The 13,346-nt window shown below is 56.6% G+C and carries 15 protein-coding genes and 3 pseudogenes; 12 read left to right on the top strand and 6 right to left on the bottom strand.

Translation table 11 applies throughout. The features are described 5' to 3' along the window. Nucleotides 1-41 precede the first annotated feature (41 nt). From AMS69_RS18530 to AMS69_RS20985, 3 genes are all read right to left on the bottom strand, one after another. Entirely contained in the window at nt 42-443 is a 402-nt protein-coding gene (locus AMS69_RS18530; protein ID WP_053969514.1) for a type II toxin-antitoxin system VapC family toxin, read from the bottom strand. Further along, nucleotides 444-659 (bottom strand): DUF7557 family protein, encoded by a 216-nt coding sequence (locus tag AMS69_RS18525; RefSeq protein ID WP_053969513.1) that lies wholly within the window; start codon nt 657-659, stop codon nt 444-446. Between the two features lie 308 nt (nt 660-967). Continuing rightward, on the bottom strand, nt 968-1,339 hold the full coding sequence (locus tag AMS69_RS20985; protein ID WP_238378585.1) for a hypothetical protein: 372 nt from the start codon (nt 1,337-1,339) through the stop codon (nt 968-970). A gap of 272 nt (nt 1,340-1,611) precedes the next feature. Here AMS69_RS20985 and AMS69_RS18515 point away from each other — a divergent pair, with 272 nt between their 5' ends. The 5 genes and pseudogenes from AMS69_RS18515 (at nt 1,612) to AMS69_RS19900 (ending at nt 4,340) form a co-directional block, all read left to right on the top strand. After that, entirely contained in the window at nt 1,612-2,268 is a 657-nt protein-coding gene (locus tag AMS69_RS18515) for a hypothetical protein (RefSeq protein WP_053969512.1), read from the top strand. Between the two features lie 52 nt (nt 2,269-2,320). Continuing rightward, nucleotides 2,321-3,220 (top strand): transcription initiation factor IIB, encoded by a 900-nt coding sequence (locus AMS69_RS18510; protein ID WP_053969511.1) that lies wholly within the window; start codon nt 2,321-2,323, stop codon nt 3,218-3,220. 74 nt (nt 3,221-3,294) lie between these two features. Further along, on the top strand, nt 3,295-3,681 hold the full coding sequence (locus tag AMS69_RS18505) for a hypothetical protein (protein WP_053969510.1): 387 nt from the start codon (nt 3,295-3,297) through the stop codon (nt 3,679-3,681). Between the two features lie 85 nt (nt 3,682-3,766). Next, a complete protein-coding gene (locus tag AMS69_RS19905) occupies nt 3,767-4,063 on the top strand; it encodes a ribbon-helix-helix domain-containing protein (RefSeq protein ID WP_077067835.1) in 297 nt (98 codons plus the stop codon). Further along, a pseudogene (locus tag AMS69_RS19900) lies at nt 4,053-4,340 on the top strand (type II toxin-antitoxin system RelE family toxin). The gene AMS69_RS19905 and the pseudogene AMS69_RS19900 overlap by 11 nt, the downstream one beginning before the upstream one ends. On the opposite strand, the gene AMS69_RS18500 reads toward AMS69_RS19900, so the two are convergent. Continuing rightward, complete coding sequence (locus AMS69_RS18500; protein ID WP_053969509.1) at nt 4,337-4,708, bottom strand: hypothetical protein; 372 nt, start codon at nt 4,706-4,708, stop codon at nt 4,337-4,339. The pseudogene AMS69_RS19900 and the gene AMS69_RS18500 overlap by 4 nt on opposite strands. Before the next feature lie 106 nt (nt 4,709-4,814). On the opposite strand from AMS69_RS18500, the gene AMS69_RS18495 reads away from it, so the two are divergent. The 3 genes and pseudogenes from AMS69_RS18495 to AMS69_RS18485 form a co-directional block, all read left to right on the top strand. After that, complete coding sequence (locus AMS69_RS18495; RefSeq protein WP_053969508.1) at nt 4,815-5,255, top strand: hypothetical protein; 441 nt, start codon at nt 4,815-4,817, stop codon at nt 5,253-5,255. Nucleotides 5,256-5,308: 53 nt separating this feature from the next. Then, complete coding sequence (locus tag AMS69_RS18490; protein WP_053969507.1) at nt 5,309-5,581, top strand: helix-turn-helix transcriptional regulator; 273 nt, start codon at nt 5,309-5,311, stop codon at nt 5,579-5,581. A 57-nt stretch (nt 5,582-5,638) separates the two neighbouring features. Further along, nucleotides 5,639-5,848: pseudogene (locus AMS69_RS18485) on the top strand (N-6 DNA methylase); the annotation flags it as partial. Nucleotides 5,849-5,912: 64 nt separating this feature from the next. Here the strand turns inward: AMS69_RS18485 and AMS69_RS20975 are convergent. Next, nucleotides 5,913-6,439: pseudogene (locus AMS69_RS20975) on the bottom strand (IS6 family transposase); the annotation flags it as partial. A gap of 260 nt (nt 6,440-6,699) precedes the next feature. Here AMS69_RS20975 and AMS69_RS18475 point away from each other — a divergent pair. The 4 genes from AMS69_RS18475 to AMS69_RS18460 all read left to right on the top strand — a co-directional run bounded on the left by AMS69_RS18475 (nt 6,700) and on the right by AMS69_RS18460 (nt 12,401). Further along, entirely contained in the window at nt 6,700-8,658 is a 1,959-nt protein-coding gene (locus tag AMS69_RS18475) for a hypothetical protein (RefSeq protein WP_053969505.1), read from the top strand. Nucleotides 8,659-8,664: 6 nt separating this feature from the next. Further along, nucleotides 8,665-9,645, top strand: coding sequence for a DUF1616 domain-containing protein (locus AMS69_RS18470; RefSeq protein ID WP_238378584.1), 981 nt, complete (start codon nt 8,665-8,667; stop codon nt 9,643-9,645). A 153-nt stretch (nt 9,646-9,798) separates the two neighbouring features. Beyond that, nucleotides 9,799-10,854 carry a DUF354 domain-containing protein gene (locus AMS69_RS18465; protein ID WP_053969503.1) on the top strand — a complete coding sequence of 352 codons (1,056 nt, stop codon included), beginning with the start codon at nt 9,799-9,801 and terminating at the stop codon, nt 10,852-10,854. Between the two features lie 128 nt (nt 10,855-10,982). Further along, nucleotides 10,983-12,401, top strand: a complete 1,419-nt coding sequence (locus AMS69_RS18460; protein ID WP_053969502.1) for an oligosaccharide flippase family protein — start codon at nt 10,983-10,985, stop codon at nt 12,399-12,401. Here the strand turns inward: AMS69_RS18460 and AMS69_RS18455 are convergent. Further along, nucleotides 12,376-13,173, bottom strand: coding sequence for a glycosyltransferase family 4 protein (locus tag AMS69_RS18455; protein WP_238378583.1), 798 nt, complete (start codon nt 13,171-13,173; stop codon nt 12,376-12,378). The two genes, AMS69_RS18460 and AMS69_RS18455, sit on opposite strands and share 26 nt — an antisense overlap. Between the last annotated feature and the right edge of the window lie 173 nt (nt 13,174-13,346).

The raw sequence follows: 13,346 nt of genomic DNA, 5'->3' as shown, positions 1-13,346 counted from the left end.
TTGGATGAATTAAGAAGCCGTAGTCACAACAACTGATAGGGTCAGGGGGTATGTACAACATCCACGTCAGCAAGCTCAAGAAGAGGTTCCTTGTCGAAATCGTTCTTGTTGTGGGTGACAAATTTGCCACCGGCTTCGTGAGCTGTCGCCAGATTCAGTAGGTCGATGGCGTCGAGAGCTACCCCTTGCGATTGAAGCTTTTCATCGAGATAGGCGGCTTCGAGTGCAGTGTCAGTTGTGAATGGTAGAATCCGGTCGAAACTGTCCCGGAGGTGCTGCTGCTCTTGGAGAATATCGCTTCGGCTGCTGTACCGCTGAAACGATTCCCAAGCAACGTGAGACGGGATTGTCCACTCATCAGTTTTGTACTGCTGAAGGTGCTGGACAACCGGCTTTTCTGAGTTTCGTAGCTTTACCAGAATGTCTCTGTCGAGAACAATCATCTACCGGCGTTCCTCCAGCGACTCGTTCAGCCGTTCGCGGGCTTCGTCCATCTGCTGAATGTCCTCGTCGTCAACAGGTGGTAGCGATTTAGCGATGGCTTCGACATCCTTCTCGCTCCGACTAAGCCGGTCCAGCAGGTCGTTGAAACTCTCGTCGTCCCGTTTCAGATCACGCAGCCGTTCCTTCACGTCGTCAGAGACTCGTATTGTGCTCATGTGTATACGTTGTATACGTGGGTTAGTATCTTTTTCGGCAAATCAGCAAGTCAATCTACTGTATGGTGCGATGTCGCTGGCATCGTACCGGGATGCACTACATCAGTACTCTCATCGCCACCCTCAAGAAAACCAACTTTCCCGCGCTCCCGCGGAATCGCTTCCCGGGCTGAACTCACGAGGTACTGATTCCTGAACGTATCCCAGTCTTCCCAGCCGCCGACGGCCATCACGACCGACAGAATCACACCCTGCTCCAGTAGATACGCGCCCCATGTCCGCCGGAGATCGTGAACATCGAGGTACTGTCAGCCTTTGTCTCCCGTATCCTCTTCCAGTACATCAGCTGTACGCCGGACCCAGCGGTACACTGTCGACCCAGCTATATCCAGCAGCGGGTCGTCGTCGTCCTGCTGGTACGCCAACGTCTCCGCGATAGTCACGACCCCCTTCGGGACCGGTAGCTCTCGGTACTTGTCTTGCTTCGCGTAGCTCTCCCAGACTCGAATATGGTCGCCGGTCGGTCTGTCGACGAAATCTTGTGGATACACCCCGATAATTTCCGAGCGCCGTAGCCCGACCCGACCGCCGGCAGTATCGGGACCCCGCTTCTCGTGGACGTGCACCGTTCCGTACGTCGTTGTCTGCTTATCCCACGACGGGCCGCCAAGCAACTGCACACCGAGCGCGTAGTCGCCCGGAATCAGGTCGAAGTTCTCCTGTAGCCTCTCCCACGGTAGACGATTCGAGATTGTGGCCGTCTGTCCAGCCTCAATCGTCTCAGTCTGACTTTGTACATGGGTATCACCAAGTAATCATATAGTTGATGTGTCTCTTGTACTGACCACTCCTGTCTGAAATAGAGTTTCGCCTTCACGAACTCTAGTCCCCGAATTTTCTGCGCCCCACGGGGGTGAGGGGCGTCCCAGAGAGGGCGTGCCGCCTGTTACTCATGGCTACAACGGAATCCAGTAGCGACGCCGGGAGCATTGATGCCAGCGATATCGAGGACGCAGCGCCGAACAGCCGTACCGTTCGGGCGCTGACCGAAGTGATGACCGTTCTGGACTCGATTGGGCGGGCACGAAACGCCGACGACCTCTTCCTGGTCAACTCCGGGTCCGGGTCAGAGTACCTTATCGACGCCAGAACAGGCAGTTGCGAGTGCAATTGGAAGCAGTACAATCCCGATGAGGAATGCAAACACCAGAAGCGAGTCGCCTTCGCGACCGGTGAGCGACCCATCCCACAGTGGATGAACGACGACGCTCTGGACGACCAGTTCGGTATGCACGTCGACGGCGAGCCCCGACAAGCAGTCGCTGACGGCGGCGTCACAGCCCCGGCAACAGACCCCTTCGCTGTCCACTCCGAGGACGAGCCACGTACGAAGCGAGCGAAACAAGAAGATATCGACGTCTCGTTTCTGGCAAAGCCGGGTCGCTACGAGGTTCACTCAGCGTCGGACAGCCGCTACGAGGTGGATGTGCTTGAGGAGACGTGCAGTTGTCCCGATGTCGCTGAGCGATGCAAGCATCTCCGCCGGGTCGATATCGAGATCAACGCCGAGCGAGTCCCCCGGCCGGATGGAAAGCTGCCAGACGCGTAACGGCCCAGTAGCGTGTTTTCTGCCCCTCTGGTGGGTGAGAGGTGTGCTCTTAATGGCTTCACGGACTATCCAGACTGAACTGGTTGGGTCGACGCAGACTTGTCCCGAGTGTGGCGGAACACTCGACAGCAGTGGACGGGAGACGCATTGCACAGACTGTGGCCTAGTAGTTGAAGAGGATCAGGTTGACCGAGGTCCCGAGTGGCGAGCGTACAATCGGGAGGAACAAAAGCGGACAGGGGCTCCCCGAACGGTGACACTCCACGATCAGGGACTGTCAACAGATATCGGGTCGGCTGAGGGTTCAGATATCTCGTCGAGACGGCGTCGACGGCTTGCTCGTCAGCGGCGACTCCACGGTCGGTCGAAGTTCGACAGCAAGCGCGACCGGAACCTCGCACATGGACTTGGAGAAATCCGACGGATTGGAAGTGCGCTGTCTGAGAGCAAAGCGGTCAAAGAGCAGGCATCGACGTTCTTTCGGGAAGCGCAGAAGGCAGACCTGCTTATCGGGCGGTCGATTGAGGGCGGTGCAGCGGCCGCCGTGTACGCCGCCTGTCGATGCAATGGCCTCGTCAGGATGGAGACGGTCGCCGACGTTGCCCGGTGTTCCACGTCGCATATCTGGACCTGTTACCGGACCTTCTTGACCGAGCTCGAACTGCCAATCCCGGTTTCGCTGCCGGTGGACTGGGTGGCGAGGATCTGTTCGGACCTTCCGCTGGATGTTACTCCGAAGAGTCGCCAGCGGGCGCTGGCACTGGCTGAGGAGGCGACCAGATCAACGGACATCAACGGGCGACCAGACGGTGTCGCAGCGGGTGCGCCTTATGTCGCTGGTCAGGAGTCAGATCTCCGGTTGACACAGGCGACCATCAGTGAGATGGCGGACCTCGATATCACGACGACCCGACGGTGGTACCAGCAGATCGAGGAGAATATTGTTGAGTGAGCGGTCGCGACGGATTGGTTTGTGTGTCCCAGTCGGGTGCAGGACGGGCCAGCAAGCGCGTCCTGAGAAGATCCATGTCAGTTACCAGGACTCCTAAGACAGTCGCACAGCACGACTCTGGGACCGTTTTTGCCTCACCGCCAGCGCTCCGGTCGCCAGCTAAGGTCGCGTCGTTCGTTGAACAGGTCCTCGTCGAACTTCGCCACGAGGCCGTGGCTGCTCGGTACGTGACTGATCTAGACCAAACTGGAGCGAAGACGATCTGGTGTCGGGTCGAGCACACGACGCTGGACGTCGACGCTGCGTATGTCCAGATTCGAAACGATCCACGATTGGGCGTTGGTATCGAACCGTGTTCGCAGGCGACGGTTCGAGAACGACTGTGCCAGTGTCTCGATCACGATCGGGTCGGGCGCGTCGACGTGCGACCGCTGGCTGGTGTCGAGTTTGAGAGCGGCTGATGAGACGATACCACTACTCGACAGCGCAGCCGTACGTCTCAGAATAGGTGAAGAATTATACTATACCAGCGTATAGTATTTGTATATGTCTGATGCAGACAGCGATACTGGAAACGGTGGCCCAGAGATGGTACAGATTAACCTCCGATTGAGCAGATCGTTTCTTGAAGACATCGATGCAACATGGCAAGAAGAGGGGTTCAATTCACGGAGTGAATTCCTTCGCCATGTCGCTCGGGATGCAGTGAAACATCCCGCATTTAGTCGGAGTGGGTGGAAACAGATTGCCGCCAGCGAGCATGATCTTCGGGCGGGTAATGCTGAATTGGTTTCACGTGAGGAAGTCCGTGCAATGATGGACCAAGACGGTAATGACGAGTGACGCTGAGTGAACGTGGAAGTTCACTGAGCGTGCGACTGAGCAGTTTGGTGATCTCGATACGCACGTTCAGGATCGAATCGTTTCGAAATTAGACGAGGTTGTTGACTCAGCATGGCGGGAACCAAAGGATTTCTTAGAACCGCTGACTGGCGGGCCGTTCTGGAAACTCCGAGTTGGAACGTACCGTCTTGCGTGTGTGCTTGCACACGATGCTTCGGTACTTGAAGTCCACAGGATCGAACACCGAAGCGGTGCGTACACGGCTGACGACGACTAACTATCGCTCGTTCGTTCTGGCAGGTCAAGTTTGTTGAGAGCAGCGTACTGGCGAAGAACACAGAGATGTGGGCAGACAGTCGTCGCCTGGAAGACTTCACAGCTGCACCAGCCGGCGTGGGTCCCGTTGGGATGCTCGGCCAGCGAGCAGTTCGCAGGACAGTCGTCGTCGACGGAGACGAGGAACAGGTCTGGACGGCCGCCCTTCGTGACCTCGACAGTGGCATCGAGGGCAGCGTTCCACGTTGCTGACCGCTCATCTCGGATCTGCCGGAAGTCAAGATTGCGGGTGCCGCTGGGCTGGCGGGAAACCCGCTGATCTGGGAGCGAACATTCGCTTGTCGTGGTGGGGGACTCGGCTGTTTTCATGATGAGTCCTCGTACTAACACGTATACACTCAAACAGCAAAAAAGTTGCCCTAGAGGTGATCAGCAGTAGATTTTGTGCTTCTCCGATGGCTGAGAGAATCCAATTATGAGCAGCAAATATCGACGTGGTGACACTGGTCCGAAAAAGTTGAAATGGCGCTGGAAAGACGAGACTGACAATCGGTCGCTGCCCCAGTTGTGGGCCGACAACGGTCGCACAGAATCTCCCAAAGAGGATGAGGTGCAACTGTATGCAATTGAGTGCCGGGCTGGACTCTTACTCGAGTGGCTGGTCAATACACGGACTGGGAAGTTGCTCAGGGGGCCGCTGAGTGAGAAGCCGGGAATCCGCGTGCTGTACGTCACCGTTGACGGTGAGCACGCAGTCGTCGAAGAGTCCGAAGCTCGCGAAATTGACGGTAGTTGGAGGCCTCCCAAGCAGTTCGCTAGCATCATCGCGAAGCACCCGGATGAGGCTGACCCCGTTCCAGACTCCAGTCAGGATCACTATCGACGAGCCGTCGAAGACCTGTATGGCGTGGAGTGAAAGCGGCGATTTCCTGACAATCTAATCATATAACTCATATTGAAACCGCGAATATGTACGACCTAACAGGATTTCAACGAGACTTATTGTTCGTGGTTGCTGGGCAATCCGAACCGGCCGGTGTCGCGATTAAAGACGAAATTGAAGAGTACTACAGGGAGAAGGTCAACTACGGTCAACTGTACCCGAATCTGAATACACTCATGAAGAAAGGTCTCGTCGAGAAAGGGAAGAAAGACGGACGCACGAATACTTATTTGGTCACCAATCGTTGGCATCGAGAGCTTCAAGCCCGACTCGACTGGGAACGCCAGTACACCGCCTGACCAGACTTCTATCCGTCAGGTGGCCGGATTTTGTGCCTCTCTGGTAGCTGAGAGAGCATGGCTTCGCCACAGATCGACGTTGACGAAATCATTGAAACGCTTGCACAGATTCGCCAGCGCGGGCACAGCGCACACACGGTTTTCCGGGACTGGGTCAACCTCATGTTGTTCGCACTCCAGCGCCGTGACGATCCGTACTTGGAAATCGTCGACGACTATCCCGAGCGCGGCAATATGGACCACTCCGACGGGCAGCAGTCGGTCGACTTCGAAGAGATATCTAGTTCTGGACCTCCTCAGTTGGCGTTCATCTATCGAGCGGTTGGATCGGTTATTCGTGGTTGTAGTGGCGTCTGAACCGTTTTAACTACTGTTTAGCGCTGGATTGACTGCCATTTGAAAGCGGTCGATCCGGACCGTAACGGCCTCGAACCACTTTCCGATGTGATCCCGAATTTGACAGTCGAGCCGACCGCTAAATTTGTGGCGAGTAAACGGAGTCAAATAGCCGCCAGCATTGATGAGAAACAGCGTATTGGCGACATCGTGTTTCTCGGTGAATCGATGCAGGAACACCGCGCGGGGTCAGTCCCGTGGCGCCTGAATACATCAACTTTGAGCAGCAGCTTTGATTCGGTGTCAATACCGACGTACAGCCATATTTCAGTCAATATAGATTGTTCCTCATTGACTGCGATCCGCGACAAGCGACGTCATCGGCTGATCGCTCTATGCCTCAGAGAGAGTGTGGTCCCAATTCCAGATCGCACTGTGAGAGCTATCGATACCCAGCAGGTCTAAGATTGCGGCCGTCTCCCTAATCGGCAGCCCCGCCGCGTGGAGACGCCCGCTCAACCTGCTATGTTTTTGATAATGCAACATTACCAAATTTGTACTTCGTACAGCGTAATTTAGGGAGTGTACAACACATTCAGAAATGTCTGACTAGCGAATAGAACCGACTTTGCCCAGCACGTCTGTGGACTGTGGCATTACCACACACTCATTTACAGAAAGCAGCCGCTTTCAGGCTCATTACGCCGAAAGATCTTGTTAACAAAGTATCGTATCGCGCAAGGAGAGATCATGATCTGGTGGAGGACAGCTGACGGCCAAACATGAATCTACCGTCGGTCCCGAAAATCAGTCGCAAGTCCGTTCCAAGAGACGTTGTTATCGCCTGTATCGGAATCGTTGCCACAGTACTGCTCGCACCACTGGTGCTGTTCACCACAGAGATATTTGTTCTCATAGTCCCGTTATGCGGTGGAGTTGCCGGCCTGACATATCTGGCGGGGTGGTTACGAACAGACGAAGCACGCACGCACAAGACAGCGTTCGTGAACAAGAACGCGGTACGGGTCGTAGAGACGGCTGTCATCGTTGGAATTGGAGCCCTAGCGTTGCTTGGGGCTCTCCAGAACGGCCGGACGATTCAGTTCCATCTCGTGAGCGGTGTCATTGGCACGGCAATCATTGCGCAGATTGTTTTCGCTGAGACATCAGCATTGCGGCCCCGTGTCGTGCTGACAGAACTGCTCGGGCTCCTGCTTGTGATCCAGTACACTGCCCTGCTGACCACCCCTGGATTCATTGGCGTTGACACATGGGTTCACATAACCCAGTTCATCGCGGATATACAGTCCGCCGGAACAACCGCCGCTATCTCAGAGTCAAAGTACTCGGTGGCACCGGTGTATCACATACTTGTCGTCAGCGGAGCGGCGTTGTTCGGATCCAGCCTCCGGACAGCCATGTTCGCGAGCGTCGCACTCGTCATTCCGATGACGCCGCTATTAGTATATAGCACAGCCCGGTATATGCTAGCAGTACGGGGCTCGCTTCTCGCTGCAGCGTTGTTCACGATGAGCGATTATATGTTGCGCTGGAGTATCGACGTTATCCCGAACAGTCTTGGGCTCGTCTATTTCGCCGCTGTCCTATTCGGACTAACGAAGTTATTCTACACTGATACCCGGCGCCCGCTGTATGTGCTTACACTGTACTGCTGTCTGTCGGTTGTGCTGATCCATCAGGTGTCGACGTTCATCGTGCTTACACTGCTTGGTGCCGGTGTCGTCGCCAAGCTTATCACAGATTATACGGACTATTTCAGTGGCGTCGCGGACCGCGTTCCCTCGGAGATGCCGACGGTAAACACGATTGGACTATTCGGTACAACGACGGGACTGGCAATGGGGTTCTGGTCGGTTACGCCCTATGGTGACCAATCATTCATCGGCCGAATGATTGTACTGCTCAGCAGCGACCTCTCGGGTGCCGGCTTCCTCAACCTGCGCAGCAGTAACGCCGCCAGTGAAGAACTGCCTGCCTCAATCGTACGAGATGTCCCCACTGCGGTGACTCTCGTTGACGCAATGGGGTTCTCGATCCTGCTGTGTCTGCTAGTGCTGGGACTACTGGTGTTGCTTCAGCGACACCGTCTTACCCAGCTCTCCGCGATATTTGTTGTCGGCGCGGGGATTATGCTTGTATTCACGCTGGGACTCCCGTTGTTTGGCGTCAACGTCTTTATTCCGGATCGATGGTTCGCGTTCCTCTATATCCTGATGGCAATTGTTGGCGTATTTGGCCTGCGATACGTCACGCGACAGTTTGGGACCCGTACTGTCCTCGCCTGTATGCTGATTCTCGCATTTGTGTTCCCCGGGTCAGTTTTCGTCTCACGTAAAGCGACGCTTGAGAACCCTGCCTTTGAGGAAGCATACCCGCGGTACTCACACACGGAATCTGAGCTGGCCGCTGTGGAATCAATCTCAACGCTCCGGCCACAGGATCAGAGTACAGTCGTGACCGATCACCCCTACCGGATGGTGTTTCCACTCTGGCAAAACCAGTCGTCCCGGACGTTAGAGTACGACACCGATAGCGGTGGCTTTGAGAGCAGAGACCGGGTGTACCGGCGCTATCAGTCCACTGGGTCGCCAATCATCACTGCTAACGGTCAGTTCAAAAAAGTACAACTTGACAGAGAACTCGTCTGTCCGTCCGATTCGGCTGTAGTTTATAATAATGGGGCGGTCCAGTACTGCCGTACTTTCGAGGTGTCAGGGTAGCTACCGATGATTCGCTCACTGTGTTACCGTCTGCTACACCGGACGGGACCGTACGCCGATCTACTAGTCGTCGCCAGCTATACGACCGTGGTGGCTTCGGTGTTGCAGTCTCCGGGATGGCTGGGACCGACGGCACGGATCCCCATTGCCCTGCCAGTGTTGCTGTTCGCGCCGGGATATGCTCTGGTCGCTGCGATCTTCCCGACCTTGACTGTCGAATCAGTCACAAGCGATGGTCGAGCCCCGCCTACGCGACCTCGTAACCGGCTAAACGGGCTTGTCCCGGTCGAACGTGTGACACTCGCAGTTGTCGCAAGCGCATCGGGACTCCCAATGGTGTTGTACGGGCTTTCGATGGTGACTCGGATCCGTCTCTCGCTGATCTGTGCTGTCGTCGCTATCGTGACAGTTGGGTTCTGTGCCGTCGCTGCGGGCCGGCGGACTGTTACAAGCTGGGAGCCGCCGATAGACGGCGGGCTTGGACACGAAATGCTCGGCATTGAGTCGCGTATCGACGTGCTACCGATCTTGGCCGCCGTCGTTGCAGTGGTACTGGTCACCGCCGCTGGCGTAGTGGTTCTCGATGGGAACGGAGCAACGGCGAACGCCGAACTCGCAATCGGGACTGAGAACGCTGCAGGAAATGTGACCATCGAGGACTACCAAGGCGTCTATTTCCCGGGTGATACGGGTAACTACACAGTCCAAATCGAACACCACGGCGATACGTCCCAAGAATACACGTACGTTGTCGGCTTTGAGCGCCAGTCGGAGAACGACTCCGGTTCTTGGTCAGTCAGGCAGTGGACGTCTGTTACCGCCCGACCGTCAACCCCGGTAACGGACGACGTGAGCGTGCAACTCGAGGGACCGTCGGGCAACGGTACCGTCGTCGTGCTCCTGTATGAGGGACAGGCCCCGGAAACACCCACGCGAGACAATGCACTCAGAGTGGTGTCTGTCCCTGTCGAGATACGATCACCATGAGCCCATCCGTGTATAGCCTCCGACTCTCGACAGCTAATTCGAGTATAAATTACTGGCCATCGCTTGCAGGGATACCAAATCTTATGCACCGATTGACACCGGCTCACGAGGGGCCCCGTCCTGAAACTGCAACGTCGACGAGGGAGACAGCCGATGAGTAAACGGGTCCTGTTCAGCGTCAACCATCCCGCACAGGTCCATCTTTTCAAATATGCTGCTCGGGAGCTCGAAGCAGAGGGCTTCGAGACGCTCGTGGCTGCTCGCGAGAAGGAGATGACAGCTGACCTGCTCTCGGCCGAGGGACTGGACTACGTCACACTTACCACCGAAAGCGACGGGCTAGTGGAGTTGACAGCCGAGCTTGCGAAGCGAGAGCGGCGGCTCTACAACTTGGCGCGCGAGTTTGATCCCTCCGTAATCGTCGCGCGGCTGGCCCCGCCAGCGGTCCACGTCGCCACTGCGTTGGGCTGTCGGAACCTTGTGTACATGGATACAGTCCTTCGCCCGCAGACGGTTCGACTGCTGTATCACGGACTCACGCTCCCATTCGTCGACGATATCTGTTCACCACCGGGGATGGATTTTCACGTTCCCTTCGGACAGTCACACACGGTCGGGTTCCAGGAGCTAGCGTACCTTCACCCCGACCGGTTCAAGCCGGAACCCGAGCGTCTACGAGCCCACGGTGTCAACCCGGATGCGACCTACACCGTGGTCAGGCTGGCAGGCTGGGATGCGTACCACGATATCGGTGAAAAGGGGCTCGACGTGGCTGCTAGGTCACAGCTCGTTGAGCAGCTGTGTGATCGGGGCGAGGTGTATATTACCTGTGAGGGGGACTTGCCGTCAGAGTACGACCGGTATCAGCTCGCTGTCCCGCCGCATCTGGTCCATGACCTCCTCTACTTTGCCGACCTCTATATCGGTGATTCACAGACGATGCCAACTGAGGCTGCCCTGCTGGGGACACCAGCTATCCGAATAAATTCTGTCGTCGGAGACAACGATATGCACAATTTCCTCGAACTGGAGGAGCGGGAGCTGTTGTACTCGTATACAGATGGGACAGCGGCCATCGACCGGGCCGAAGCCCTGCTGGCTGACGACGACGCAGAGCGCTGGGAGCGCGAACGTAAGCGACTCCTAGCACAGCAGCGTGACGTGACGGAGCACATGGTCGAGCTTATCCGAACTGGTGGTAACGGTTGAACCGACATATGCACCGTCTATCCCGTCGGTATGTATCGGTTTCAATCGCAGTACGCCTTGCTATAGCTAGATAATTTCCTGCTAACAAATGGATACCAGCGCGGTCCACGAGGTACTGGTGTTGCTATATGGAAGTTAGAACGGCCATCCTGAAGTTATTCTCCGGAAATATCGCACTCGCGATTATCGAGTTTGCGGCGGTTGCCGGGTTCACTCGTGCCATGGGCACTGCGGCTATCGGGTCGTTCTTTCTTTTTCAGGCAGTCATTGGGATGCTCAATATTCCCGCGGATCTGGGCGTCTCAAAGGCGGTTGAAAAACAGCTTTCGGCTGCTGCCCCAATGGGCGAGGTTCTCGGGACAGCACTCGTCGTCAAGACATTACTGGTGCTGCCGTGGCTGGCCGGTCTAGTGGCATTTGCCTCGTATGTTGAGCAGTATATCGGCATTCCGGGCGTCGTACCCATTCTGGTCGCCGGTCTCGTGATCAGACAGGTCCGAGAGCTTGCGCTGCGCCTGCTCGCGGGGGAGTTCCAAGTTGAGCGTAACGCAGCGGTGAAAGTATTCGGAAAGCTGACTTGGGTTGGAACGGGTGCCGTTTTTGTGGTAAATGGAATGGGTGCTAGTGGCCTCGTTCTCGGGTTCGTGCTGGGCGACCTCGCGGCCGCGCTCGGAGCCATGTCACGACTCGATATCAGGGTGGGCTGGCCCCGGCCGGACCGGGCTCGCGCACTCGTTGGATTCGGGCGATACCTGTTCGTCGGGAGTGTCAGCGGAATCGTCTACGAGTGGATCGACGTGGCGATCCTCCGTCTGTTCGTCCCGGTATCGCTCGTCGGTGTGTACGAAATCGCTTGGCGGGTTGCCGCTGTCGCGCTGCTGTTGACCAACGCTATCCGCACATCGCTGTTCCCACAGATCTCAAGATGGCATGACCGAGACCAGTTTGAACGCATTGAAGACGCCTTCCGAACCTGGGTTCAACTGTCGCTGTACGCAACTATTCCAGCGTTCGCTGGCGCAGTCGTCCTTGGCCCCGATCTTTTGACCACTATCTTCGGAAGCGCGGCTGCCGCAGGCTATCCTGTGCTGGTTGTGTTTATGCTAGAGAAGATTCTCCGGTCAGTACAGCTTGTTATCGGCCCGGCACTGTACGCAATGGATGCGCCACAACTGGGCTACCGGGGCAGTGTCGTCGCTATCAGTGTGAACGTTGCTCTCAATCTCGCGCTCATTCCCTCTTTCGGTATCCGTGGAGCAGCGGTCGCAACGACTCTGAGCGCGGCGTCGGCCGCCGTGGTGTCAATTTATTACGTGCGGCAGTTCGTCCGTATTCCACTCCCGCGTAAACGAATCGTCTGGAGCGCTATCGCGGCAACGCTGATGGCTGGTACGGTTGCGCTGGTGATTCGTCTCTTCGATCCCGGCTGGCTTCGTCTCGGTGTTGGCCTCGGAGTCGGCGTGCTGAGTTACGCCGGGCTGTTGTTGGCTAACTCCGGTATCCGAATCCAGTTACGGCAGGCTATGGGGTCGTTTGATTGGGCGTAGCAGTTGGGAACAGCGCTGCGGCGTGTTTGTCGACAATGGTGTCCCAGTCATACGCCTCAGCAGTTTCTCTGGCCGTGCGCTCGATTTGACCGGCGAGAGCCGGGTCATCGAGACACTGCTCGATCGCCGAGCAAAGCCCCGCTGCTGTTCCATCGTACAGGAGCCCATTGTCTCCGTCCGTAATCAGGCGCTGATGTGGCGGAATATCCGTTGCCATGACGACTGCGCCGGCTGCCATGTATTCGAGCAGTTTCGCCGGGAAACTGATCCGATACGATTCAATATCCTCTAGCGGAGAAAGGGCCACATCAGTCCGGGTCAACAGCCCCGGGACATCACTGTGGGGCACCCGTCCATACCAGACGATTTGGTCAGCCACTCCCAACTTCGCAGCCTTTGCCTGCATTGCATCGATGTAACCAGATTGGCCATCACCCGCGATATGGAACTCAAACGTCTCGCCGCACTCTGCGAGCGCTTCAATAACGTGTGGGAGCCCCCTGGCTGCGCCGAGCGAGCCAACGTATGTCACGGTCAGTGGTCTAGAGAAGGAATCACCGGCCTGTCGTCCGTCAGCGGGCTCGAACGTCTCAGTATCAACGCCCATTCCGATGACTGCCGCCGACGAGAGGTCCAGCCCGTACTCTTGTTCGGTGACTTGACGGATCCCTTCAGTTAGACAGGTGACCTGATCACACCGCTGCAAAGCCACTTTGACTGCGGCGGCGTACCCTGTCCAGATCATGACGGAGAGGCGCTCCGCGAGCGACATATCTGCTTGTCTAGATGTGACAAAGTCACGCTTCTGTCGGACCGGAACCACCTGAAGACCAGCGACAAAGCGCGAGTCACCGGCAATAGCGCCAACCCATGCCTGAACGAGGGTTCGTTGGAAGCCATAGGTGGCATCGAATCGATGCCGTGCCCCGAGTACGGTCGCGTACA

Origin of the sequence: Haloarcula rubripromontorii (genome assembly GCF_001280425.1) — an archaeon.
Classification (GTDB): domain Archaea; phylum Halobacteriota; class Halobacteria; order Halobacteriales; family Haloarculaceae; genus Haloarcula; species Haloarcula rubripromontorii.
Note: the sequence above shows the minus strand (reverse complement) of the source record. Positions and strands in the feature narration are given on the sequence as shown.

Bases quoted from the DNA above. Each gene is read 5' to 3' on its own strand.
- AMS69_RS18530 (WP_053969514.1), bottom strand. From the start codon at position 443: ATGATTGTTCTCGACAGAGACATTCTGGTAAAGCTACGAAACTCAGAA.
- AMS69_RS18525 (WP_053969513.1), bottom strand. From the start codon at position 659: ATGAGCACAATACGAGTCTCTGACGACGTGAAGGAACGGCTGCGTGAT.
- AMS69_RS18515 (WP_053969512.1), top strand. From the start codon at position 1,612: ATGGCTACAACGGAATCCAGTAGCGACGCCGGGAGCATTGATGCCAGC.
- AMS69_RS18510 (WP_053969511.1), top strand. From the start codon at position 2,321: ATGGCTTCACGGACTATCCAGACTGAACTGGTTGGGTCGACGCAGACT.
- AMS69_RS18505 (WP_053969510.1), top strand. From the start codon at position 3,295: ATGTCAGTTACCAGGACTCCTAAGACAGTCGCACAGCACGACTCTGGG.
- AMS69_RS19905 (WP_077067835.1), top strand. From the start codon at position 3,767: ATGTCTGATGCAGACAGCGATACTGGAAACGGTGGCCCAGAGATGGTA.
- AMS69_RS18500 (WP_053969509.1), bottom strand. From the start codon at position 4,708: ATGAAAACAGCCGAGTCCCCCACCACGACAAGCGAATGTTCGCTCCCA.
- AMS69_RS18495 (WP_053969508.1), top strand. From the start codon at position 4,815: ATGAGCAGCAAATATCGACGTGGTGACACTGGTCCGAAAAAGTTGAAA.
- AMS69_RS18490 (WP_053969507.1), top strand. From the start codon at position 5,309: ATGTACGACCTAACAGGATTTCAACGAGACTTATTGTTCGTGGTTGCT.
- AMS69_RS18475 (WP_053969505.1), top strand. From the start codon at position 6,700: ATGAATCTACCGTCGGTCCCGAAAATCAGTCGCAAGTCCGTTCCAAGA.
- AMS69_RS18470 (WP_238378584.1), top strand. From the start codon at position 8,665: ATGATTCGCTCACTGTGTTACCGTCTGCTACACCGGACGGGACCGTAC.
- AMS69_RS18465 (WP_053969503.1), top strand. From the start codon at position 9,799: ATGAGTAAACGGGTCCTGTTCAGCGTCAACCATCCCGCACAGGTCCAT.
- AMS69_RS18460 (WP_053969502.1), top strand. From the start codon at position 10,983: ATGGAAGTTAGAACGGCCATCCTGAAGTTATTCTCCGGAAATATCGCA.
- AMS69_RS18455 (WP_238378583.1), bottom strand. From the start codon at position 13,173: ATGTCGCTCGCGGAGCGCCTCTCCGTCATGATCTGGACAGGGTACGCC.